At 73.0% G+C, this 20,532-nt stretch carries 18 protein-coding genes; 14 read left to right on the top strand and 4 right to left on the bottom strand.

The genetic code is table 11. The features are described 5' to 3' along the window. Positions 1 to 14: 14 nt before the first annotated feature. A complete protein-coding gene (locus ACFYOH_RS17120) occupies positions 15 to 1,388 on the top strand; it encodes an aldehyde dehydrogenase family protein (protein ID WP_388626331.1) in 1,374 nt (457 codons plus the stop codon). After that, positions 1,385 to 2,167: a 3-oxoacyl-ACP reductase gene (locus tag ACFYOH_RS17115; protein ID WP_388626330.1), complete on the top strand. Its 783-nt coding sequence runs from the start codon at positions 1,385 to 1,387 to the stop codon at positions 2,165 to 2,167. Before ACFYOH_RS17120 ends, ACFYOH_RS17115 begins: the two co-directional genes overlap by 4 nt. 9 nt (positions 2,168 to 2,176) lie before the next feature. Here the strand turns inward: ACFYOH_RS17115 and ACFYOH_RS17110 are convergent, their stop codons facing one another. Next, entirely contained in the window at positions 2,177 to 3,379 is a 1,203-nt protein-coding gene (locus tag ACFYOH_RS17110; RefSeq protein ID WP_388626329.1) for an amino acid deaminase/aldolase, read from the bottom strand. A gap of 1,290 nt (positions 3,380 to 4,669) precedes the next feature. On the opposite strand from ACFYOH_RS17110, the gene ACFYOH_RS17105 reads away from it, so the two are divergent. Both ACFYOH_RS17105 and mycP read left to right on the top strand, forming a co-directional pair. Beyond that, positions 4,670 to 5,557, top strand: a complete 888-nt coding sequence (locus ACFYOH_RS17105; RefSeq protein ID WP_388626328.1) for a hypothetical protein — start codon at positions 4,670 to 4,672, stop codon at positions 5,555 to 5,557. Further along, on the top strand, positions 5,554 to 6,750 hold the full coding sequence (gene mycP, locus ACFYOH_RS17100; RefSeq protein ID WP_388626327.1) for a type VII secretion-associated serine protease mycosin: 1,197 nt from the start codon (positions 5,554 to 5,556) through the stop codon (positions 6,748 to 6,750). The genes ACFYOH_RS17105 and mycP overlap by 4 nt, the downstream gene beginning before the upstream one ends. A gap of 34 nt (positions 6,751 to 6,784) precedes the next feature. Here mycP and ACFYOH_RS17095 read toward each other — a convergent pair whose 3' ends face one another. Next, the gene (locus ACFYOH_RS17095; protein WP_388626326.1) at positions 6,785 to 7,741 is read right to left on the bottom strand and encodes a serine hydrolase; all 957 of its coding nucleotides are present in this window, start codon (positions 7,739 to 7,741) and stop codon (positions 6,785 to 6,787) included. 129 nt (positions 7,742 to 7,870) lie between these two features. Between ACFYOH_RS17095 and ACFYOH_RS17090 the strand changes: the two genes are divergently transcribed. Next, positions 7,871 to 8,602: an SseB family protein gene (locus ACFYOH_RS17090; protein WP_388626325.1), complete on the top strand. Its 732-nt coding sequence runs from the start codon at positions 7,871 to 7,873 to the stop codon at positions 8,600 to 8,602. 18 nt (positions 8,603 to 8,620) lie between these two features. Here the strand turns inward: ACFYOH_RS17090 and ACFYOH_RS17085 are convergent, their stop codons facing one another. Then, positions 8,621 to 8,977 (bottom strand): DUF1844 domain-containing protein, encoded by a 357-nt coding sequence (locus ACFYOH_RS17085; RefSeq protein ID WP_228618719.1) that lies wholly within the window; start codon positions 8,975 to 8,977, stop codon positions 8,621 to 8,623. Positions 8,978 to 9,352: 375 nt separating this feature from the next. Between ACFYOH_RS17085 and infC the strand changes: the two genes are divergently transcribed. From infC to pheT, 7 genes are all read left to right on the top strand, one after another. Next, entirely contained in the window at positions 9,353 to 10,015 is a 663-nt protein-coding gene (gene infC, locus ACFYOH_RS17080) for a translation initiation factor IF-3 (RefSeq protein ID WP_078630469.1), read from the top strand. Between the two features lie 115 nt (positions 10,016 to 10,130). Beyond that, positions 10,131 to 10,325, top strand: coding sequence for a 50S ribosomal protein L35 (gene rpmI / locus ACFYOH_RS17075; protein WP_003977225.1), 195 nt, complete (start codon positions 10,131 to 10,133; stop codon positions 10,323 to 10,325). 98 nt (positions 10,326 to 10,423) lie between these two features. Next, the gene (gene rplT, locus ACFYOH_RS17070; RefSeq protein ID WP_004002577.1) at positions 10,424 to 10,807 is read left to right on the top strand and encodes a 50S ribosomal protein L20; all 384 of its coding nucleotides are present in this window, start codon (positions 10,424 to 10,426) and stop codon (positions 10,805 to 10,807) included. Positions 10,808 to 11,003: 196 nt separating this feature from the next. Next, positions 11,004 to 11,861, top strand: a complete 858-nt coding sequence (locus ACFYOH_RS17065; RefSeq protein ID WP_388626324.1) for a TrmH family RNA methyltransferase — start codon at positions 11,004 to 11,006, stop codon at positions 11,859 to 11,861. A gap of 51 nt (positions 11,862 to 11,912) precedes the next feature. Further along, positions 11,913 to 13,049 carry an ATP-binding protein gene (locus ACFYOH_RS17060; RefSeq protein ID WP_388626323.1) on the top strand — a complete coding sequence of 379 codons (1,137 nt, stop codon included), beginning with the start codon at positions 11,913 to 11,915 and terminating at the stop codon, positions 13,047 to 13,049. A 155-nt stretch (positions 13,050 to 13,204) separates the two neighbouring features. Next, positions 13,205 to 14,326 carry a phenylalanine--tRNA ligase subunit alpha gene (pheS, locus tag ACFYOH_RS17055; RefSeq protein ID WP_388626322.1) on the top strand — a complete coding sequence of 374 codons (1,122 nt, stop codon included), beginning with the start codon at positions 13,205 to 13,207 and terminating at the stop codon, positions 14,324 to 14,326. After that, on the top strand, positions 14,326 to 16,848 hold the full coding sequence (gene pheT / locus ACFYOH_RS17050; RefSeq protein ID WP_388626321.1) for a phenylalanine--tRNA ligase subunit beta: 2,523 nt from the start codon (positions 14,326 to 14,328) through the stop codon (positions 16,846 to 16,848). Before pheS ends, pheT begins: the two co-directional genes overlap by 1 nt. Positions 16,849 to 16,917: 69 nt before the next feature. Here pheT and ACFYOH_RS17045 read toward each other — a convergent pair whose 3' ends face one another. Further along, positions 16,918 to 19,311: an ATP-binding protein gene (locus ACFYOH_RS17045; RefSeq protein WP_388626320.1), complete on the bottom strand. Its 2,394-nt coding sequence runs from the start codon at positions 19,309 to 19,311 to the stop codon at positions 16,918 to 16,920. A gap of 190 nt (positions 19,312 to 19,501) precedes the next feature. Between ACFYOH_RS17045 and ACFYOH_RS17040 the strand changes: the two genes are divergently transcribed. Further along, positions 19,502 to 19,957 carry a carboxymuconolactone decarboxylase family protein gene (locus ACFYOH_RS17040; protein ID WP_388626319.1) on the top strand — a complete coding sequence of 152 codons (456 nt, stop codon included), beginning with the start codon at positions 19,502 to 19,504 and terminating at the stop codon, positions 19,955 to 19,957. A gap of 137 nt (positions 19,958 to 20,094) precedes the next feature. Next, positions 20,095 to 20,490 (top strand): iron chaperone, encoded by a 396-nt coding sequence (locus ACFYOH_RS17035; RefSeq protein ID WP_388626615.1) that lies wholly within the window; start codon positions 20,095 to 20,097, stop codon positions 20,488 to 20,490. Positions 20,491 to 20,532: the final 42 nt, after the last annotated feature.

The following is a 20,532-nucleotide window of genomic DNA, read 5'->3' as shown; positions in this document are numbered from 1 at the left end:
TGAAAGGTCATCACGTGTCCGACCCGCACGAGCTGAAGGTCCTCAACCCCGCCACGGAAGAGGTCGTCGCCGCCGTCCCCGCCGCGAGCGAGGAGGACGTCGCCGCCGCCGTCGTACGGGCCGCACGCGCCCAGACGGGGTGGGCCGCCCTCGCCCCCGCCGACCGGGCCCGGCTGCTGCGCCGTTTCGCGGACGTGGTCGACGCCCACACCGAGGAACTCGCCCGGCTGGAGGTCCGCGAGGCCGGCCACACCCTCGGCAACGCCCGCTGGGAGGCCGGCAACGCCCGTGACCTGCTGCTGTACGCGGCCGGGGGCGCCGAACGCCTCCTCGGCAGGCAGATCCCGGTGCCCGGCGGCTGGAACGTCACCTTCCAGGAGCCCCTGGGTGTCGTGGGCGTGATCGCCCCCTGGAACTTCCCGATGCCGATCGCCGCCTGGGGCTCCTTCCCGGCGCTCGCGGCCGGCAACGCGGTCGTCCTCAAGCCCGCCGAGACCACCCCGCTCACCGCGCTCCGCCTCGCCGAACTCGCCCTGGACGCGGGCCTGCCCGAGCACGTCTTCCAGGTGCTGCCGGGTTACGGCCACACCGCCGGACGTGCCCTCGTCGACCACCCGGACGTCGCCAAGATCGTGTTCACCGGGTCCACCCGCACCGGCCGCGAGGTCATGGAGCGCTGCGCGAAGCTGGTCAAGCCGGTCACCCTCGAACTCGGCGGCAAGAGCCCCAACATCGTCTTCGCCGACGCAGACCTCACCTCCGCCCTCGCCCCCTTCTCCTTCCTGGACAACTCCGGCCAGGACTGCTGCGCCCGCACCCGCATCCTGGTCCAGGAGACGGTCCTCGACGAGGCCCGTGAGTTCCTCGCCGACGCCCTCGCCTCCGTCGTGGTGGGCGACCCCGCCGACGAGAAGACCCAGATGGGCCCGCTGATCTCCCGTCAGCAGCTCGACCGGGTACGGTCGTACGTCCCCGAGGGCGCCCCCGCGCTGCGCGGCAGCGCCCCCGACGGCCCCGGCTTCTGGTTCCCGCCCACAGTCCTGACGGGGGAGCGGCCGGACGGCCGGGCGGCCCGCGAGGAGATCTTCGGCCCGGTCGCCGTCCTCCTCCCCTTCACCGACGAGGAGGACGCCGTCCGCCTCGCCAACGACACCCCCTACGGCCTCTCAGGCTCCCTGTGGACCCGGGACCTCGGCCGCGCCCTGCGCGTCTCCCAGGCCGTCCGCGCGGGCAACCTGTCCGTCAACTCCCACTCCAGCGTCCGCTACTGGACCCCGTTCGGCGGCTTCAAGCAGTCCGGCCTCGGCCGGGAGCTGGGCCCCGACGCCCTGACCGCCTTCACCGAAACCAAGAACGTCTTCATCAGCACGGAGGGCCCCGCACAGTGACCGACAACAGTGTTTGCCGCCGCCTGGTCGGCCGTACCGCCGTCGTGACCGGAGCCGGCAGCGGCATCGGCCTCGCCACCGCCCGCAGGCTCGCCTCCGAGGGCGCCCACGTGGTCTGCGCGGACGTGGACGAGGCCCGCGGCAAGGCCGTCGCCGACGAGGTCGGCGGACTCTTCGTGAAGACCGACGTCACCGACCCCGAGCAGGTCGAGGCGCTGTTCAGGACGGCGTACGACACCTACGGCAGCGTCGACGTCGCCTTCAACAACGCCGGCATCTCCCCGCCCGACGACGACTCCATCCTGGAGACCGGCCTGGAGGCCTGGAAGCGGGTCCAGGAGGTCAACCTCACCTCCGTGTACCTGTGCTGCAAGGCCGCCATCCCCTACATGCGGCGCCAGGGCAAGGGGTCCATCATCAACACCGCGTCCTTCGTGGCACGGATGGGCGCGGCCACCTCCCAGATCTCGTACACGGCCTCCAAGGGCGGCGTGCTGGCCATGTCCCGCGAACTGGGCGTGCAGTTCGCCCGGGAGGGCATCCGGGTGAACGCCCTGTGCCCGGGCCCGGTCAACACCCCGCTGCTGCAGGAGCTGTTCGCGAAGGACCCGGAGCGGGCGGCCCGCCGCCTGGTGCACATCCCGGTCGGCCGGTTCGCCGAGGCCGAGGAGATCGCCGCCGCCGTCGCCTTCCTGGCCAGCGACGACTCCTCGTTCGTCAACGCCACCGACTTCCTGGTGGACGGCGGAATCGCGGGCGCGTACGTCACGCCCCTGTAGGCCGTCCGGTCACAGGAAGGTCCGGCCCTCGCCCCGGTAGGTGGGTACGGTCGCTGTCACCTCGTCGCCCTCGACGAGGTGCAGCGCCTCGAACCGTTCGCACAGCTCGCCGGCCTTGGCGTGCCGGAACCACACCCTGTCACCGATGAGCAGATCGTCGGCGGGCGAGCCGAGCAGCGGGGTCTGCACCTCGCCGGGGCCCTCCTGGGGGTCGTACTTCAGGCCCTCGGGCAGGTACGGCACCGGCAGCCGGTCCGGGCCGGCGGCGCCGGAGGCCGGGTAGCCGCCGCCGAGCACGGTCACCACGCCGACCCCCGGGCGCCGTACGACGGGCTGGGCGAACAGGGCGGCCGGGCGGCCGGTGAACGAGGTGTAGTTGTCGAAGAGCCGGGGCACATACAGCCCCGAACCGGCCGCTATCTCGGTCACCGCGTCCTCGGCGGCAGTGTGCTGCACACTGCCCGTGCCGCCGCCGTTGACGAACTCCAGGTCCGGTACGACGGCCCGCACCGCGCGCACGACCGCGGCCCGTCGCTCGGCCAGCTCCCGGCGCGCCGCCGCCTGCATCAGCCGGATCGCCCGGGACCTCAGCGGCCGCCCGGCCACCGCGTCCCCGACGCCCGCGATGTGCCCCTCGTACGCCATGATCCCGACCAGCCGGAAGCCCGGCCGCCGGGCCACCGACCGGGCCAGCTCGGCGAGTTGGGTGGGGGAGTGCAGCGGAGAACGCCGCGCCCCGACCCGGACCCGGCCGCCGAGCAGCTTCAGCGAGGTGTCCAACTCCAGGCAGACACGCACCACTTCGCGTCCGCCGTCGCGGGCGGCGTCGATGAGGTCGAGGTGCGCCGGATCGTCCACCATCACGGTCACCGCACCGGCGAGCTTGGGATCGGCGGCCAGCTCGGCGAAACCGCTCCGGTCGGCGGACGGATAGGCCAGCAGCACGTCGTCGAAACCGGAGCGGGCGAGCCACAGCGACTCGGCCAGGGTGAACGACATGATGCCCTGGAAGCCGTCCATCGCCAGGGCGCGCTCCAGCAGGGCCCGGCAGCGAACCGACTTGCTGGCGACCCGGACCGGCTTGCCCGCGGCCCGGCGGACGAGATCGGCCGCGTTGGCGTCGAAGGCGTCCAGGTCCACGATCGCGAGAGGGGCGTCGAGATGGGCGGTGGCCCGGTCGTAACGGGCCCGGTCGGCGGCGCGCGCAGTCATGACGGAAGCCTGCCAGACAGGATTACCGCAGGGTAGGGGGACGTTCCGGGCAGATGCCCCGGCGCCCCGGACTGGTTCTGATTCCGGCCCGCACAACCCGTAGAGTGACGCGCACGTACGGCGCAACGCGCACGGCCGCTTCACCTGAACCGGGATGCCGGTCCGGACGTACGGGTATGCGTGCCCGGGACGGAGCTTCGGCGCCGGGCGCGGCCGAGCAGCGCAGCGGCCCGCGTACGTGAGGACGGGCCCGGGCACGAGGAAACGGGGGGGTGCATGAGCACGGAAGCGCGCCACGCCCCCGTCCCGCCGCGCCCCCCGGTCCCGCCCCGCCCGTCCACCCCGCCCGACGACCCCGACGACGAGCCGTCGGTCTTCACCCCGCGCGCCCCTCGCCAGGCCACCGGGGGCGCGGCAGGCGAGGAGGGCGCTTCTCCGGGAGCCGCCCCGGTCGAGGGCCGGCCGTCGGCCGGGCGCTACGTGCCTGAGGGCCGGTCTTCGGTGGGGTCAGCCGGAGGCGAAGACTGGGTTTCGGGCGGGGACTTCATGGGCGATGGCCGGTCTTTGGCGGGGTCCGCCAGAGGCGATGCCCGGGTGTCGGCCGCGGGGCTCACGGGCAGGGGCTCTGCTTCGGGCACAGGGGACCCGGGTGCGGGCCCGGCCTCGGCCGCAGGGGCCGCGGGCACGGGCTCGCCTTCCGCCGCGGGCTCTGCGGGAAGCGGCTCCCGCTCCGCCGGGCCGTCCGCGGGCATCGGCGCGCCTGTTGTCGGGCGGACTGCCGCCAGTGACTCGCGTTCCGTCGGGCGGACTGCCGCCAGTGACTCGCGGCGCGCCGCCGACGGCTCGCCGTCCGGTGAGGCCGCGGCGCCAGAGGGCCGGCCGTTCCCCGGAGGCCCTGGTCCCCGTGCCGGGCAAGCGCGTCGGTCCGTGGGGCCGCGTCCCGTCGTGCCCGCGGCCGGCGCACCGGCTAGCCCGCCTCCGCCGCCGGCTTCGGCCCGGTTCCCCGACGCGCCGCCGAGCACAGGGCGCGATGCGCACCGCCCCGGACGGGAGTCCCGGCGGCCGGGAGCCCCCGTCGAGACCCCCACGGAGACGACGGCCAGGCTCCGCCCGGTCACCCCCTCGGAGACGACGGCCCGGCTCCGCCCGGTCACCGGCGCCCCGAACGCGGCGCGCCCCGCCGCCGCGCCCGGCCGGTCCTCCGGCGGGTCGGGCGGAGAGCGCCTTGCCGCCTCCGCGTCCCCCTCCACGGTGTCCGCCGGGCGCCCGGGGACGGGCGCCTGGAGTCCCATGGCGCCGGCGTATCCCGTCGGCCCCCCACCGCCCACGTCGTCGCCGGACCCGGCGCTGTCCTGGAGTTCTCCGGCCGCGCGGCCCGTCATGGCGGACGGGGACAGCGAGCCGTTCGGTGGGCGGACATGGCACCGCATCGGCCCTCGTACCGCCGCCGCTGCCGCCTGTCTCGTGCTCGGTCTCGGGCTCATCGGCGGTGCCGTTACCGGGAGTTGGCTCACCGACGACGGCGGGGACGACACCTCCGGCGACCACTTCGCCACCGCCGGGGCGCTCTGGCACGACATGCCCGTGGACCAGCTGTTCCCGCCCACCGTCCAGGGCACCGGCGCCGGACCCGGCGGCGCCGACCGCACCTGGACCAGGATCGCCGTGGCCCCGGACACCGGCTGCGCGCACGCCTTCGACCCGCTGCTGGCCAAGGTGCTCGCCCCGGTCGGCTGCCGGCGCCTGCTGCGCGCCACGTACACCGACGCCACCCAGAGCCATGTCACCACCGTCGGCCTGCTGTTCACCAAGGCCGACCCGGCCGGCATGTCCGCGCTCGCCCACCAGTTCCGCGCCCAGCGCCTGGACCGGCGTGCCGACTTGATGCCCCGGCCGTACGCGGCCAAGGGCACCGCCGCGGCCGGCTTCGGCGACAGGCAGCGGGCCTCCTGGACCATCTCCGTCCTCACGGACGCCCCCGTCGTCGCCTACGCCGTCTCCGGCTGGGCCGACGGCCGCAGCGTCGACGTGCCCCAGCCCGCCGCCGACGCCGTCAGCGCCGGCGCCACCACCGCTCCGGCCCAGGCCGGGCTCGGCAACGAGGCCCAGGGCCTGGCCGACCGCGTCGAACGGCGCCTGCGCCAGAGCATCGGCACGGCCACGGAGAAACCTTCATGAGGCGATCGAGGCAGTCGATACGCGGCCGCCACCGGGTGGAACCCGCCGGCGCGGCGCTGAGCCTGCTGCTCGCCGGCGCCCTCGCCCTGGCGCCGGCCACCACGGCCCACGCCGACGGCATCCGCGCCCAGCAGTGGGGCCTGTCCGCGCTGCACCTGGACGAGGCCTGGCGGACCACCAAGGGCCGGGGCGTCACCGTCGCCGTCCTGGACACCGGCGTCGAGGCCGACCATCCGGACCTCGCCGGCAACGTCCTGCCCGCCAAGGACATGATCGGCTTCGGGGCCAGGCAGGGCGACCGCGACTGGGCCCGGCACGGCACCGCCATGGCCGGCATCATCGCCGGGCACGGCCACGGCCCCGGCGGCGGCGCCGGTGTCATGGGCGTCGCTCCGGAGGCGAAGATCCTGCCCGTGCGGGTGATCCTGGAGGACGGCGACCCCGCCCGCGCCAAGGCCCGTACCAGCCGCGGCAACGCCCTCGCCGAGGGCATCCGCTGGGCCGCCGACCACGGCGCCGACGTCATCAACCTCTCCCTCGGCGACGACTCGAACTCCGCGCACCCCGAGCCCAGCGAGGACGAGGCCGTGCAGTACGCCCTGAAGAAGGGCGTGGTGGTCGTCGCCTCCGCGGGCAACGGCGGGGACAAGGGCGACCATGTCTCCTACCCGGCCGCCTACCCCGGCGTCATAGCCGCGACCGCGGTGGACCGCTACGGCACCCGCGCCTCCTTCTCGACCCGCCGCTGGTACGCCGCGGTCAGCGCGCCCGGCGTCGACGTGGTGATCGCCGACCCCGACCACAAGTACTACGAGGGCTGGGGCACCTCGGCCGCCTCCGCCTTCGTCTCCGGCGCCGCGGCCCTGGTCAAGGCCGCCCACCCCGAACTGACCCCGGCCCAGATCAAGAAGCTCCTGGAGGACACGGCCCGGGACGCGCCGGTCGGCGGCCGGGACGACTCCCGGGGCTTCGGCATGATCGACCCGGCGGCGGCACTGCGGGCGGCCGAGCGGCTCAGGCCGCAGAGCCTGCGCGCGGCGTCGTACGGGAAGAAGTACTTCGGCACAGGTCCGGACGCCCCCAGGGCCACGTCCTCGACCGCCGACTGGGCGGGCCCCCTGGCCGGCGGTACCGGCGGGGTCCTGCTGGTGGCGGGCGTGGTGCTGTGGCGGGGGCGCAGGCAGCGGCTCTGAGGCGCACCCCGATCACTTGGCACCGGTAGCCGGATCACTCACCGGCGAACGCCGACACCGCCGCCTTCGCCGCCGCCTCCACCAGCGCGATGCCCTTCGCCTGTGTCTGCGTGCCCTTCGACAGCACCGCCACCAGATAGTCGGTGCCGTCCACCGTGATCCGCCCGATGCTGTTGACGTCCCACAGCCCCGTCGTGCTGCGCGCCAGCCAACCGTTCTTCAGCGCCCAGGAGTTGCCCTCCGCGGCGGCCGACACCCCCCACCGCTGGTCCGCCTCGACCGACCTCATCAGCCCCTGCACATAGGTCCGGGAGGCCTCGCTCAGCCTGGAGTCCTTGCCGAACACCTGCTGGAGCAGGACGAGTTGGTCCGCCGCCGTGGTCTGCGTCAGCCCCCACAGCTCACCCTCGCCGCCAAAGGTCGCGGTCAGCCCGAAGCGCTTGTTCGCCGTGTCCAGGCCGTCCGCCCGCCCGATGGTGTGCCACAGCGCCGTGGCGGAGGCGTTGTCGCTGTTCTCGATCATCTTCGTGGCGTACGCCTGCTCGGCCGCCGTCAGCCGCTGGCCCGCGTCCTGCGCCTGGAGCAGCAGCGTGGCCAGGATGTCGACCTTCACGATGCTCGCCGTGTCGAAGGCCGCGTCGCCGTACGCGGCGCCCTCCCCGGAGTCCACCGCCAGCACCGCCGCCGACACCTGTGCGCCCGACGGCACGCTCACCGCCGTCAGCGCCTTGCCCAGCAGCGCTTTCCGGTCCACCGCCGGCTCCGTCACGGGCTCCACCGAGGCCTCCTCGCCCGCCCCGGCCGAGGAGGAGGCCGAGGGCGTCGCCGCCGACGATACGGCCGCTGTGCCCGGATGCGCCCGCGCCCTCACATAGGCCGTGCCGCCGGCCGTCACCCCGCCCACGGCGACCACGGCGAGAGCGGTGTAACAGCAGGGACGGCACCGGGACGGGCGCGCACGACGGCGCCGGCGGGCTCTGGCGGACTCCATGGCCGCGATGCTCGGGCCGGCGACTGTGCACCTCGTTGGACGGACATGAGACGGGGCTCAGGGAACGCTGAGATTCCTGTGAAGGCTCCCGTGCAGCGGGTCGGCGAGGTGCCTATAGGGTCGGTGACCGTGGCGAACAAGAACATTCCCGACCCCGGCTTCTCCGACGACGACGGCTCCGCCGACCCCCGGCTGAGCGCCGCGCTCGCCGCCTGGGCCGAGGACCGCAGCGCCCTCGGGCCCGTCCTGGAGGCGCTCAAGGGCGCCCGCCTGCTCGTCCCGGTGGTCGCCGTGCTGGGCGAGACCGAGGTGGATGAGAACGGGCTGCGTCGCGAGAAGACCAGCGACATGGCCGTACCCACCCTGAAGGCCGGCGACCGCACCGCCCTGCCCGCCTTCACCTCCACCGACTCCCTCGCCCGCTGGGACCCCGCGGCCCGCCCGGTCGCCGTACCCCTGCACCAGGCGCTGCAGGCCGCCGCCCACGAGAAGGCCGACACGGTCGTGCTGGACCTCGCGGGGCCCGTGCCCTTCGAGCTGACCGGCCCGGCGCTGCTCGCCCTCGCCGAGGGCCGCACCAGCACCGACCCGCTCGCCGACCCGGCCGTCGTCGAGGCCGTCCGTACGGTCGTGGCGGCGGAGCCCGCCGTGCTGCGCGCCCACCTCGGGCCCGGACACGCCGACGGCACCCTCGCCCTGGTCCTCGACCCGGCCGCCCCGCCCGCCGAGGCCGCCCGCGCGGTCGCCGAGCGGCTCGCCGCCGACGAAACACTGAGGGCCCGCCTGGTGCGCGGCCTCGACCTGGCACTGCTGCCGGCCGGGACCACGCCTCCGGGCGAGCCCCTGTACGTACGCGGGTAGTAGAGCTACGGCCCTCGGTCAGCCGTAGACCGGGCCGGTGTACTTCTCGCCCGGCCCCTGGCCCGGCTCGTCCGGGACGATCGACGCCTCGCGGAAGGCCAGCTGCAGCGACTTCAGACCGTCGCGCAGCGGCGCCGCGTGGAAGGAGCTGATCTCGGTCGTGCTCGCGTCCAGCAGGCCGGCGAGCGCGGTGATCAGCTTGCGGGCCTCGTCCAGGTCCTTGTACTTCTCGCCCTCCTCGCTCAGCCCGAGCTTCACGGCGGCGGCGCTCATCAGGTTGACGGCGACCGTCACGATCACCTCGACGGCGGGGACCTCGGCGATATCGCGGGTCATCGCGTCGAAGTCGGGGTTCTCAGGAGGGGTCTCACTCATGCCCCACACGATAAGCGGTGCGCCGGAGCGCCCCGGGAGAGCCCTGGCGGAGACCGTGGGTGTGCTTCGATTAGCCCTTCCCCGTCGGTGCTGCTAACCTTGTGTAACGACCGGCTGGACAGCAGTGCGTGCCCAGCCCACAAGTGGAGGCTCCGATCTCCCACCTGACCGTCCCTCGGGACGGCGGGTCACCCGGTCAGGCGGCCACCATCGTTCCGTACGGACGATGGAGTCGCCCGAAAGTGCGCCCCGCGGTCGCCGCGGCGGTGCTCCGGTAGTCATTGGAGCCCCGCCTGTGATCGTCCGGGGCATTTTTTGTGCTTCGGCGCGGTTAGGTCTAACGAACAGACATACGCGGCTGTCCGCCAGACCGCCGTGTGGTGCTACCGAGGAGGATCCATCAGCGCCGAGCCCCGCATCAACGACCGGATTCGCGTTCCCGAGGTGCGACTTGTCGGTCCCAGTGGCGAGCAGGTGGGCATTGTCCCGCTCGCGAAGGCACTGGAGCTTGCGCAGGAGTACGACCTGGACCTGGTCGAGGTCGCGGCGAACGCCCGTCCGCCCGTGTGCAAGCTCATGGACTACGGGAAGTTCAAGTACGAGTCGGCCATGAAGGCCCGTGAGGCGCGCAAGAACCAGGCGCACACGGTCATCAAGGAGATGAAGCTCCGGCCGAAGATCGACCCGCACGACTATGACACCAAGAAGGGTCACGTCGTACGGTTCCTCAAGCAGGGCGACAAGGTCAAGATCACGATCATGTTCCGTGGTCGCGAGCAGTCCCGTCCCGAGCTGGGCTACCGACTGCTGCAGCGCCTCGCGGAGGACGTCCAGGACCTCGGTTTCGTGGAGTCGAACCCGAAGCAGGACGGCCGCAACATGATCATGGTCCTCGGTCCGCACAAGAAGAAGACCGAGGCCATGGCCGAGGCCCGACAGGCGCAGGAAGCCCGCAAGGCGGAGGCGAAGGCCAACCCCGGTCGTTCGCAGAACCCTGCCGAGGCTGAGGCGTCCGCCGAGGAGCCCGCCGAGGCGTGATCCCCGGGGGACCCCAGGTCCCCGAGGATGTAACCGACAGAAGAGAGCGACGCTCCACCGTGCCCGGTTTCGCGACCGGGCACCGGAGCGCCACCGACGAGGAGATAACGGCGCTATGCCGAAGAACAAGTCGCACAGCGGTGCCAGCAAGCGCTTCAAGATCACCGGCTCCGGCAAGGTGCTCCGCGAGCGCGCCGGCAAGCGCCACCTGCTCGAGCACAAGTCGTCCCGCGTCACGCGTCGCCTCACCGGCAACGCCGAGATGGCCCCGGGCGACGCCGCGAAGATCAAGAAGCTTCTCGGCAAGTGACACGGCGGCGCCGACTGAGCGCCGTGCGTCTGGACCGGGACCGAATCGTTTCCGGGTCGTGTGAGGACCACCACGACCCCGCTACAAGGAGTTAACAAGTGGCACGCGTCAAGCGGGCAGTCAACGCCCACAAGAAGCGCCGGGCGATCCTCGAGCAGGCCTCCGGCTACCGCGGTCAGCGTTCGCGTCTGTACCGCAAGGCCAAGGAGCAGGTCACCCACTCGCTGGTCTACAACTACAACGACCGCAAGAAGCGCAAGGGCGACTTCCGTCAGCTGTGGATCCAGCGCATCAACGCCGCTGCCCGCGCCAACGGCATCACCTACAACCGCTTCATCCAGGGTCTGAAGGCCGCGAACGTCGAGGTCGACCGCAAGATCCTGGCCGAGCTGGCCGTCAACGACGCGGGCGCCTTCGCCGCGCTCGTCGAGGTCGCGCAGAAGGCGCTGCCTTCGGACGTCAACGCGCCCAAGGCCGCGTGACGCTGCGCCGGCTTTGAGCCGACGCTCACTGGACCCGCAGGCTTTACGGCTTGCGGGTCCTGTTGTTGGCGTCCGTAAGGTGCTCGTTCGGCTGCGGGCGCGTCGTGGTCGCTCGCGCAGTTCCCCGCGCCCCTGACGGGGCGCTGAGACCCGCCGGCGCCACGAACAGATGAATTTCCCGAAGGTGAAGAAGAGGATGACACCCGCTCCCGAGCTGATCTCCCCCCGGTCCGCCCGTGTCTCCGCCGCCCGGCGGCTCGCCAAGCGGAACTTCCGGGGCAAGGACCGGCTGTTTCTCGCGGAGGGGCCGCAGGCCGTTCGGGAGGCGGCTGGGCATCGGGTCGGCGGCGCGCCCACCCTCGTCGAGCTGTTCGCCACCGTTCAGGCCGCGGAGCGGTACGCCGACATCATCGGGGCCGCGCGGGACGCGGGCGCCCGGGTGCATCTCGCGTCCGAGGACGTCATCGCCGACATCTCCACCACCGTGACCCCGCAGGGGCTCGTCGGCGTGTGCCGGTTCCTCGACGCGCCCTTCGAGGAGATCCTCGCCGCCCGGCCGAAGCTGGTCGCCGTGCTCGCGCATGTGCGGGATCCCGGGAACGCCGGGACCGTGCTACGGTGCGCCGACGCCGCCGGCGCCGAGGCGGTGGTGCTCACCGACGCCAGCGTCGACCTGTACAACCCCAAGGCCGTACGCGCCTCGGTGGGATCCCATTTCCACCTGCCCGTCGCCGTCGGGGTGCCGGTGGAGCGGGCCGTCGCGGGGCTGAAGGACGCCGGGGTGCGCATTCTCGCCGCCGACGGGGCCGGGGACCGGGACCTCGACGAGGAGCTGGACAGGGGCATCATGGGCGGGCCCACCGCCTGGGTGTTCGGCAACGAGGCCTGGGGCCTGCCGGAGGAGACCCGCGCGCTCGCGGACGCCGTGGTACGCGTGCCGATCCACGGAAGGGCCGAGAGCCTGAACCTCGCCACGGCCGCCGCCGTATGTCTCTATGCGTCGGCCCGTGCGCAGCGCGCCTCCGGAGGGTGCCGCTCCGTCACCCAGAGCTAGTAGGGTGACCAACTCGGGGGCCCTGCGCCGTCTGAGAGGTGGGGTACGGGGATGAGTGTGGCCGGCACGAGCACCACGCCGGAGGGGCGGGGCGCGCGACGTACACCCGTGCCCCGGCCCGGTGACCACGGCTACGCCCTCGACCCCGACCAGCTGCCCGACGGCCTCGTCGTCGCCGACGAGCGCGGCCGGGTCGTCTGCTTCAACGCCGCCGCCGCACGGATCACCGCCCTGCGCGCCGCCGACGCCCTCGGTCGGCCGCTGGAGCAGGCGCTGCCGCTGGAGGATCTGGAGGGCCGCCGCTGGTGGCAGCTCACCGATCCCTACGGAGGCCTCGCGATCCGGATGCGGCAGCCGGAGCGCAATCTGCTGCTGCCCGGCGGCCGGGAGGTGCTGGTCTCCGCCCGGTATGTGCGGGAGCGGCCCCTGGGACCCGTCCAGCGGGTCGTCGTCTCGCTGCGGGACACCGAGGCCCGTCGCCGTACCGAGCGCAGCCACGCCGAGCTGATAGCGACGGTCGCCCATGAACTGCGCTCGCCCCTCACCTCCGTGAAGGGCTTCACCGCGACCCTCCTCGCCAAGTGGGAACGCTTCACCGACGACCAGAAGCGGCTGATGCTGGAGACCGTCGACGCCGACGCCGACCGGGTCACCCGGCTCATCGCCGAGCTGCTCGACATCTCACGGATCGACTCCGGGCGGCTGGAGGTGCGCCGGCAGCCCGTCGACATCGGGGCCGCCGTCTCCCGGCACATCCAGGCCTATGTCACCGCCGGCCAGCCCGCCGACCGCTTCCTGCTCCGCATCGAACAGCCGCTGCCCGGTCTGTGGGCCGACCCCGACAAGATCGACCAGGTGCTCAGCAACCTCATCGAAAATGCCGTGCGACACGGCGAGGGAACCGTCACCATGGACGTGACGCCCTGCGCATCCCCGCGCGAGGGCGAGGAAACCGGCACGTCGGTCACGGTGAGCGACGAGGGTCCCGGCATCCCGGAGGAGTCCATGAACCGCGTCTTCACCCGCTTCTGGCGGGGCAGCAAGCGTGGGGGCACCGGCCTCGGGCTGTACATCGTCAAGGGCATCGTCGAGGCCCACGGCGGCACCATCACGGTCGGCCGCGCCCCCGGCGGCGGCGCCGAGTTCCGATTTACGTTGCCCGTGGCCGCGCCGGCGTATCTCGCCTGACGGGCCACGGGCCATTCGTCTGTCTCCACCCCGTTAGACTCGGCCTTTGGCACCTTTGTGTCCTTCACGCGGCCCTCGCGAGTCGGTGACGGGGACCATCCGCCAGGGGGCACCTCCCAGCGTCAGCTGGGGGACAATCGGAAGCACGGGAAGAGATGTCGGCACCCAATAAGTCGTACGACCCTGTCGAGGTCGAGGCGTTGAAACCGGAAGAGATCGAGCGCATGCGGGACGAGGCGCTCGCCGCCTTCGCCGCCGCAGGCTCCCTCGACGCGCTCCACGAGGCCAAGGTCGCCCACACCGGCCCCGCCTCCCCGCTGGCCCTCGCCAACCGCGAGATCGGCGCCCTGCCCCCGCACGCCAAGGCCGAGGCCGGCAAGCGCGTCGGCATGGCCCGCGGCGCCGTGAACAAGGCCCTCGCGGCCCGCCAGACCGAGCTGGAGGCCGAGCGGGACGCCCGCGTGCTGGTCGAGGAGGACGTCGACGTCACGCTGCCGTACGACCGCGTCCCGGCCGGCGCCCGCCACCCGCTCACCACGCTCTCGGAGCGCATCGAGGACATCTTCGTGGCCATGGGCTACGAGGTCGCCGAGGGCCCGCAGGTCGAGGCGGAGTGGTTCAACTTCGACGCCCTGAACATCGGCCCGGACCACCCGGCCCGCGGCGAGGCGGACACCTTCTTCGTGCAGGGCCCGGACGGCGGCACCGAGTCCGGTGTGGTGCTGCGCACCCACACCTCGCCCGTGCAGATCCGTTCGCTGCTCGACCGTGAGCTGCCGGTGTACGTGATCTGCCCCGGCGTCGTCTACCGCACCGACGAGCTGGACGCCACCCACACCCCGGTGTTCCGCCAGGTCGAGCTGCTCGCCGTGGACGAGGGCCTGACCATGGCCGACCTCAAGGGCACCCTGGACCACATGGTCCAGACGCTGTTCGGCGAGGGCATGAAGACCCGGCTGCGGCCGAACTTCTTCCCCTTCACCGAGCCGAGCGCCGAGATGGACATGCTCTGCTACGTCTGCAAGGGCGAGTCCGTCGGCAACCCGGACCGGCCCTGCCGCACCTGCTCCAGCGAGGGCTGGATCGAGCTGGGCGGCTGCGGCATGGTCAACCCGCGGGTGCTCACCGCCTGCGGCGTCGACCCGGAGAAGTACAGCGGCTTCGCCTTCGGGTTCGGCATCGAGCGGATGCTGATGTTCCGCCACAACGTCGAAGACATGCGAGACATGGTCGAGGGTGACGTCCGGTTCACCCGGCCGTTCGGGATGGAGATCTGATGCGGGTCCCGCTTTCCTGGCTGCGGGAGTACGTCGACCTGCCGGCCACCGAGACCGGCCGCGACGTCCAGGCCAAGCTCATTTCGGCCGGCCTGGAGGTCGAGACCGTCGAACAGCTCGGCGCCGACCTCACCGGCCCGCTCGTCGTCGGCCAGGTGCTGACGGTCGAGGAGCTGACGGAGTTCAAGAAGCCGATCCGCTTCTGCACCGTCGACGTCGCCCAGGCCAACGGCACCGGCGAGCCGCAGGAGATCATCTGCGGTGCCCGCAACTTCGCCGTCGGCGACAAGGTCGTCGTGGCCCTGCCCGGCGCCGTGCTGCCCGGCGACTTCCGGATCGCCGAGCGCAAGACATACGGTCGGGTCTCGCGCGGCATGATCTGCTCCAGCGACGAGCTGAACATGGGCGACGACGGCACCCACGGCATCATCGTGCTGCCGCCGGAGACCGAGGTCGGCAAGGACGCCGTCGAGCTGCTGGAACTGGTCGACGAGGTGCTGGACATCGCCGTCACCGCCAACCGCGGCGACTGCCTGTCCATCCGCGGTGTCGCCCGCGAGGCCGCCATCGCCTACGGCCTGCCGCTGCGCGACCCGGCCCTGATCGACGTACCGGCCCCGAACGCCTACGGCTACCCGGTCCAGGTCTCCGACCCCCACGGCTGCGACCGCTTCACCGCCCGCACCGTCACCGGCCTGCGCCCCGAGGCCCGCTCGCCGATCTGGCTGCAGCGCCGGCTGCAGAAGGTCGGCATGCGCCCGATCTCGCTCGCCGTCGACGTCACGAACTACGTGATGATGGAGCTGGGCCAGCCGCTGCACGCCTACGACCGGTCCCTGGTCCAGGGCACCATCGGCGTGCGCCGCGCGCAGGAGGGCGAGAAGCTCGTCACCCTCGACGGCGTCGAGCGCAAGCTGCACGCCGAGGACCTGGTCATCACCGACGACCGCGGCGCCATCGGCCTCGCGGGTGTGATGGGCGGCGCCAACACCGAGATCGCCGACCACGAGGTCACCGAGGACGGCGTGAACGGCACCACCGACGTGGTCATCGAGGCGGCCCACTTCGACGCCGTCGCGATCGCCCGGACGTCCCGCCGCCAGAAGCTGCTGTCCGAGGCCTCCCGCCGCTTCGAGCGCGGCGTCGACCCGCAGGCCGCTGCGGCCGCCGCGCAGCGCACCGTGGACCTGCTGGTGCTGCTCGCGGGCGGTACCGCCGAGGCCGGCGTCACCGAGATCGTCGCGCCCTCCGCGCCGCACACCATCACCATCCCGGCCGACCACCCGGACAAGGTCGCGGGTGTCGACTACGGCCGTGAGACGGTCGTCCGCCGCCTGCAGGAGGTCGGCTGCGACGTCTACGGGCAGGATGAGCTGATCGTCACCGTCCCGTCCTGGCGGCCCGACCTGGTCGACCCGAACGACCTCGCCGAAGAGGTCATCCGCCTGGAGGGCTACGAGAACCTGCCCTCCACGCTGCCCAAGCTCCCCTCCGGCCGTGGCCTGACCCACCGCCAGCGGCTGCACCGCCGGGTCGGCCGCGCGCTGGCCGGCGCGGGCTATGTCGAGGCGCCGAACTACCCCTTCGTCGGCGAGCAGGTCTTCGACCAGCTCGGCCTGGAGGCCGGCGACCCGGCCCGCCGTGTCGTCAAGCTGGTCAACCCGCTCAGCGACGAGGAGCCCGCGCTGCGTACGACGCTGCTGCCGGGCCTGCTCGGTGCCCTGCGGCGCAACGACGGCCGGGGCTCGCACGACCTGGCGCTGTTCGAGACGGGGCTGGTGTTCCACCCCCGTGAGGACCAGCGGGTCGCCACGCACCTGCCCGTCGACCGGCGTCCCACCGACGAGGAGATCGCCGCGCTGAACGCCGCGCTGCCCGAGCAGCCGCGGCATGTGGCCGTCGTCCTCACCGGGGCCCGCGAGCAGGCCGGCTGGTGGGGCAAGGGCCGCCCGGCGAACTGGGCCGACGCGCTGGAGGCCGGACGCGCCGTGGCGCGGGAAGCCGGTGCCGAGCTGATCGTCCGCAAGGGCCAGTACGGCCCCTGGCACCCCGGCCGCTGTGCCGAGCTGGTGGTCCTCGCCGACGGCGCGGAGCGGGTCGTCGGCCACGCGGGCGAACTGCACCCGCGGGTCCTGAAGGCCCTGGGGCTGCCCGAGCGCACCTGTGCGATGGAGCTGAACCTGGACGCCCTGGAGGCGGTGGGCGACGGCGCCCCGCAGGCGCCGAGCATCTCCACGTTCCCGGTCGCCACGCAGGATGTCGCCCTCGTGGTCGACAGGCCCATCCCCTCCGGGGAGGTCGAGGCGGCGCTGCGTGAGGGTGCGGGTGAACTCCTCGAGTCCATCCGGCTGTTCGACGTGTACGAGAACGCGGAGCAGCTGGGCGAGGGCAAGAAGTCTCTTGCGTACGCGCTGCGGTTCCGGGCCGGTGACCGGACGCTGACGGTGGACGAGGCGTCGGCGGCTCGGGATGCGGCGGTTGCCCTCGCGGGAGAGCGCACGGGGGCTGTCCTCAGGGGCTAGTCGCCGTAGCGCGTTGTTGTCGTCGGCCGGCCGCGGGTCTTCCGTGGCCGGCCGCGCCCGTTCGGGGCGCTACCCAGCCGGCACGAGCTGCTGGATGCCCTCCTGCGCCAGCGCCTCCACGTGCTGGTTGCCGAGCCTCCGGGCCAGTTCGAGGGCCTCGCGGTGCAGTCGTAGCGCCTCTTCCGGGAGGCCCGCGAGGCGGCAGGTCTCGGCGTAGCCGTTGAGGAAATGGATCTTCCAGTGTTCCTCGAACAGCTCGTCCAGGAGCGCGAAGGCTTCCCGGTGACTGGCCAGTGCCTCCTCGTACCGGCCCGTCTGGCGCAGCGCCACGCCCCTGCAGTTGAGGCACCACGCCTGGTTGTTCAGGTGTCCGTCCTCGCGGGCCAGTGTCAGGGCCCGGTCCAGTTGCTCCACCGCCTCGTCCGGGTCCTGCTGGGCGACGGCCAGGCCGAGCGTGATCCGGGCCGTCAGGCCGGGCGACCATGCGGGGTCGGCGGGCCGCAGGCTCAGCAGCTCGCGGGCCCGCCGGGCCGCCTCCTCACGGTGTCCCAGCTGGAGCATCGTCCAGGCCTCCGACGCGGCCGCGTGGGCCGCTCCCGTCGGGCAGCCGGCCTGCTCGTAGAGCTTCCGCGCCAGCCGGAAGAGTTCCAGCGGCTCCTCGACCCGCCCCGCGTCCCAGCTCAAGTAGCCGCGGCGGACGGCCAGTTCCGCCTCCGCGCGCGGGTCGCCCGACCGGGACAGCCGGTGTCCGGCCGCCTCGTACGCGGCGGCGGCCTCGGCCATCCGGCCCGCGTTGTAGCGTGCGTAGCCCAGATCGCTGTGGGCCTCGGCCAGTTGCACCGGATCGTCCAGGCGCTCGGCGGCGGCCAGCGACCGCTCGAAGAGCACGTTGAGATGTGTCGTGCCGCAGCGCCGGGCGAAGTAGGCGCGCAGGAAGCGCGGCAGCTCGCACACATGCGCGTCGGCCCCGACGGCGGCCGCCGTCTCGAAGGCCGCGATCAGGTTCGCGTACTCCGTGACGTACCAGCCGAAGGCCGCGTTCTTGTCCCTGAACTGCGGCAGCTCGGCCGGGCGGTGTCCGGCGGAGGGTGCCCGGCGGGGGGACAGGAACGGCATCGCGGCGTCGGCGGCGGCCGCCGCGTGCACGTAGTAGTCGAGCACCCGGCCCAGGGCCCGCTCCCGGTCGGCCGTCGAGTCCTGCTCGGCCGCGGCCCGTCGCGCGTGCTGGTGCACCAGGTCGTGCAGCCGGTAGCGGCTCACCGTCGGCTGCTGGACCAGGTGCGCGTCGAGCAGGTCCTCCAGCATCGCCCGGGCGCTGTGCAGCGGCACGTCCGCGAGGGCCGCCACCACGTACTCGTCGAACGACTCGCCGGGCAGCACGCCCAGCAGCCGGAAGAGACGGGCCTGGGACCGGTTCAGCTGGCGTACCGACATCGCGAACGCCGCGTTGAACGCGGCGTCGAACCCGCCCGCGCCCTGCACCATCCGTTCGGCGAGGACGCCCACGGTCCAGCCCGGCCGGTGCCGCAGCCGCGCCCCGGCCAGGCGCAGCGCGAGTGGCAGATGGCCGCACAGCCGCAGCACCTCGGCCGCGGAGCCGGGATCGCGGGCCAGTCTGCCGTCGGGCCCGGCGGTGTCGCCGCTGGCCCGGGCCAGCAACCGGGCGCTCTCCTCGGGGCTGAGCACGTCGAGCGAGACCGGGGGCACCTCGTCCAGTCCGAGGAGCCGGTTGCGGCTCGTGATCAGAGCGACGGAGGGCCCGGCACCGGGCAGCAGCGGGCGCACCTGCTCGGCGTCGGCGGCGTTGTCGAGGACCACGACGACCCGCCGGCCGGCCAGCTCCGAACGCCAGCAGGCGGCCAGTTGCTCAAGGCCCTCCTGCGGAACCTTCTCCGACGGGACGTCGAGTGCGCCGAGCAGCATCCGCAGCGCGGCGTCGGGGTCCAGCGGTGGCCGGCCCTCGGTGAACCCGTGCAGGTCCACGTAGAGCTGCGCGTCCGGGAAGTCGGCGGCGAGCCGGTGCGCGGCGTGCACCGCCAGACAGGTCTTGCCGACGCCCGCCATGCCGTCGACGGAGACCGCCCGATGGCTCGCGACGGCGGCCAGCACGGCGGCGAGTTGCTCCGCACGCCCGGTGAAGTCGGGCACGTCGCGCGGCAGATCGTTGCGGACCGGCGGGCGGCCCTGGCGGGTGCTCTTCGGGGGCGCGGGCAAGGGGTTCGAGGCCCGTTCCCACACCGGACGCAAGGGGCGGGGGTCGCGCTTGACGAGCCGGCAGAGGCCTACCACAGCGGGCCAGGGCGGCACGGTCTGCCCGTTGAGATAGCGGGAGAGCGACGAGGAGCTGAGGCCGGTGTCCCGGGCGAGGGCCCGCACCCCCACCCCGGACAGCTCCTGGAGCAGGCGCAGCCGGGCCGCCAGTTCCTCCTGCGGGTCGGTCGTCGTCCGTGCGTGCGCGTCCACTGTCCCCCCGGCTCTCCGTCCCGTTCGGGCTGCAGTCTTCCGAGCCAACTCACCGCTGGTCAAGGCGGTTTCAGCTGTCCCACGGTGTCCCATCGGGCTGGCCCGGGCAGGCCGCTGCGGCTGTGATGGAGTCACGCCCCGACGACAGGGGCCGAAGAACTCAAGACAACCAGTGGAGGAGCGGACCGAGATGCAGTCCCGTATGCAGAACCCCGCCGTCGTCCTGTCCGACGCGATGCAGCCCGTCCAGCAGCTCTTCAAGGCCGTGCACTCCGGCGGAGTGGACGCGCAGACGCTGGAGCTGGTGCATCTGCGGGTCAGCCAGATCAACGGGTGCAGCGCCTGTGTCGACGCCGGCGCCAGGACGGCCCGCAAGGCCGGAGTGAGTGACGAGCGGCTGGCCACGGTCGCCGCCTGGCGGGAGGCCCCGTACTTCACCGACGAGGAGCGGGCGGCCCTCGCGCTGGCCGAGGCCGCGACGCGACTCGCCGACCGTCCCGACGCGGTGAGCGACGACGTCTGGGACACGGCCGCCACCTACTACGACGAGAAGCAACTGGCCGCGCTCGTCCTGATGATCGGTGTCACCAACCTGTTCAACCGGCTCAACGCCACCACCCGCCAGATCGCCGGCGCTTGGGGCTGACCCCCACCGCCCCGCCCCCACCGTCCGCACCCCGACCTCCCCGCAACCGAAGGAGACCCGCTGTGAACGCCACGCAGAAGACCGCCCGGAGCACCGCCGCCACGTCCGAGGGATTCACGGACGAGGAGCGAGCGGCGATGAAGGAGCGGGCCAAGGAGGTCAAGGCGGCCGCGCGCGGCGGATCGCGCGCCGCCAAGACCGCGCAGGACGAGGCCGCCGTGCTCGCCAGGATCGCGGAGATGCAGGACTCGGACCGGGCCATGGCCGAACGGCTCCACGCCGTCGTCCGGGCCGCCGCGCCGGAGCTCGCCCCGAAGCTCTGGTACGGGATGCCCGCGTACGCCCTGGACGGCAAGGTCGTCTGTTTCTTCCAGAGCGCGGAGAAGTTCCGGTCGCGCTATGCCACCTTCGGCTTCAGCGACCGGGCGAACCTCGACGAGGGCACGATGTGGCCGGCCTCCTACGCCCTGACGGAGCTGTCCGCCGCCGACGAGGCGAGGATCGGCGAACTCGTGCGGAAGGCCGTCGGCTGAGGGGTCGCGGGAGGGGTTCACCCCTGCGGCGAGCTGCATAAA

Source organism: Streptomyces sp. NPDC007856 (assembly GCF_042868225.1).
In the GTDB taxonomy this organism is placed as follows: Bacteria; Actinomycetota; Actinomycetes; order Streptomycetales; family Streptomycetaceae; genus Streptomyces.
Note: the sequence above shows the minus strand (reverse complement) of the source record. Positions and strands in the feature narration are given on the sequence as shown.

Excerpts from the sequence above, each read along its gene's own strand:
- ACFYOH_RS17110 (WP_388626329.1), bottom strand. The coding sequence starts at position 3,379 with ATGACTGCGCGCGCCGCCGACCGGGCCCGTTACGACCGGGCCACCGCC.
- ACFYOH_RS17105 (WP_388626328.1), top strand. The coding sequence starts at position 4,670 with ATGGCGCCGGCGTATCCCGTCGGCCCCCCACCGCCCACGTCGTCGCCG.
- mycP (WP_388626327.1), top strand. The coding sequence starts at position 5,554 with ATGAGGCGATCGAGGCAGTCGATACGCGGCCGCCACCGGGTGGAACCC.
- ACFYOH_RS17095 (WP_388626326.1), bottom strand. The coding sequence starts at position 7,741 with ATGGAGTCCGCCAGAGCCCGCCGGCGCCGTCGTGCGCGCCCGTCCCGG.
- ACFYOH_RS17085 (WP_228618719.1), bottom strand. The coding sequence starts at position 8,977 with ATGAGTGAGACCCCTCCTGAGAACCCCGACTTCGACGCGATGACCCGC.
- rpmI (WP_003977225.1), top strand. The coding sequence starts at position 10,131 with ATGCCGAAGAACAAGTCGCACAGCGGTGCCAGCAAGCGCTTCAAGATC.
- ACFYOH_RS17065 (WP_388626324.1), top strand. The coding sequence starts at position 11,004 with ATGACACCCGCTCCCGAGCTGATCTCCCCCCGGTCCGCCCGTGTCTCC.
- ACFYOH_RS17060 (WP_388626323.1), top strand. The coding sequence starts at position 11,913 with ATGAGTGTGGCCGGCACGAGCACCACGCCGGAGGGGCGGGGCGCGCGA.
- pheS (WP_388626322.1), top strand. The coding sequence starts at position 13,205 with ATGTCGGCACCCAATAAGTCGTACGACCCTGTCGAGGTCGAGGCGTTG.
- pheT (WP_388626321.1), top strand. The coding sequence starts at position 14,326 with ATGCGGGTCCCGCTTTCCTGGCTGCGGGAGTACGTCGACCTGCCGGCC.
- ACFYOH_RS17040 (WP_388626319.1), top strand. The coding sequence starts at position 19,502 with ATGCAGTCCCGTATGCAGAACCCCGCCGTCGTCCTGTCCGACGCGATG.
- ACFYOH_RS17035 (WP_388626615.1), top strand. The coding sequence starts at position 20,095 with ATGAAGGAGCGGGCCAAGGAGGTCAAGGCGGCCGCGCGCGGCGGATCG.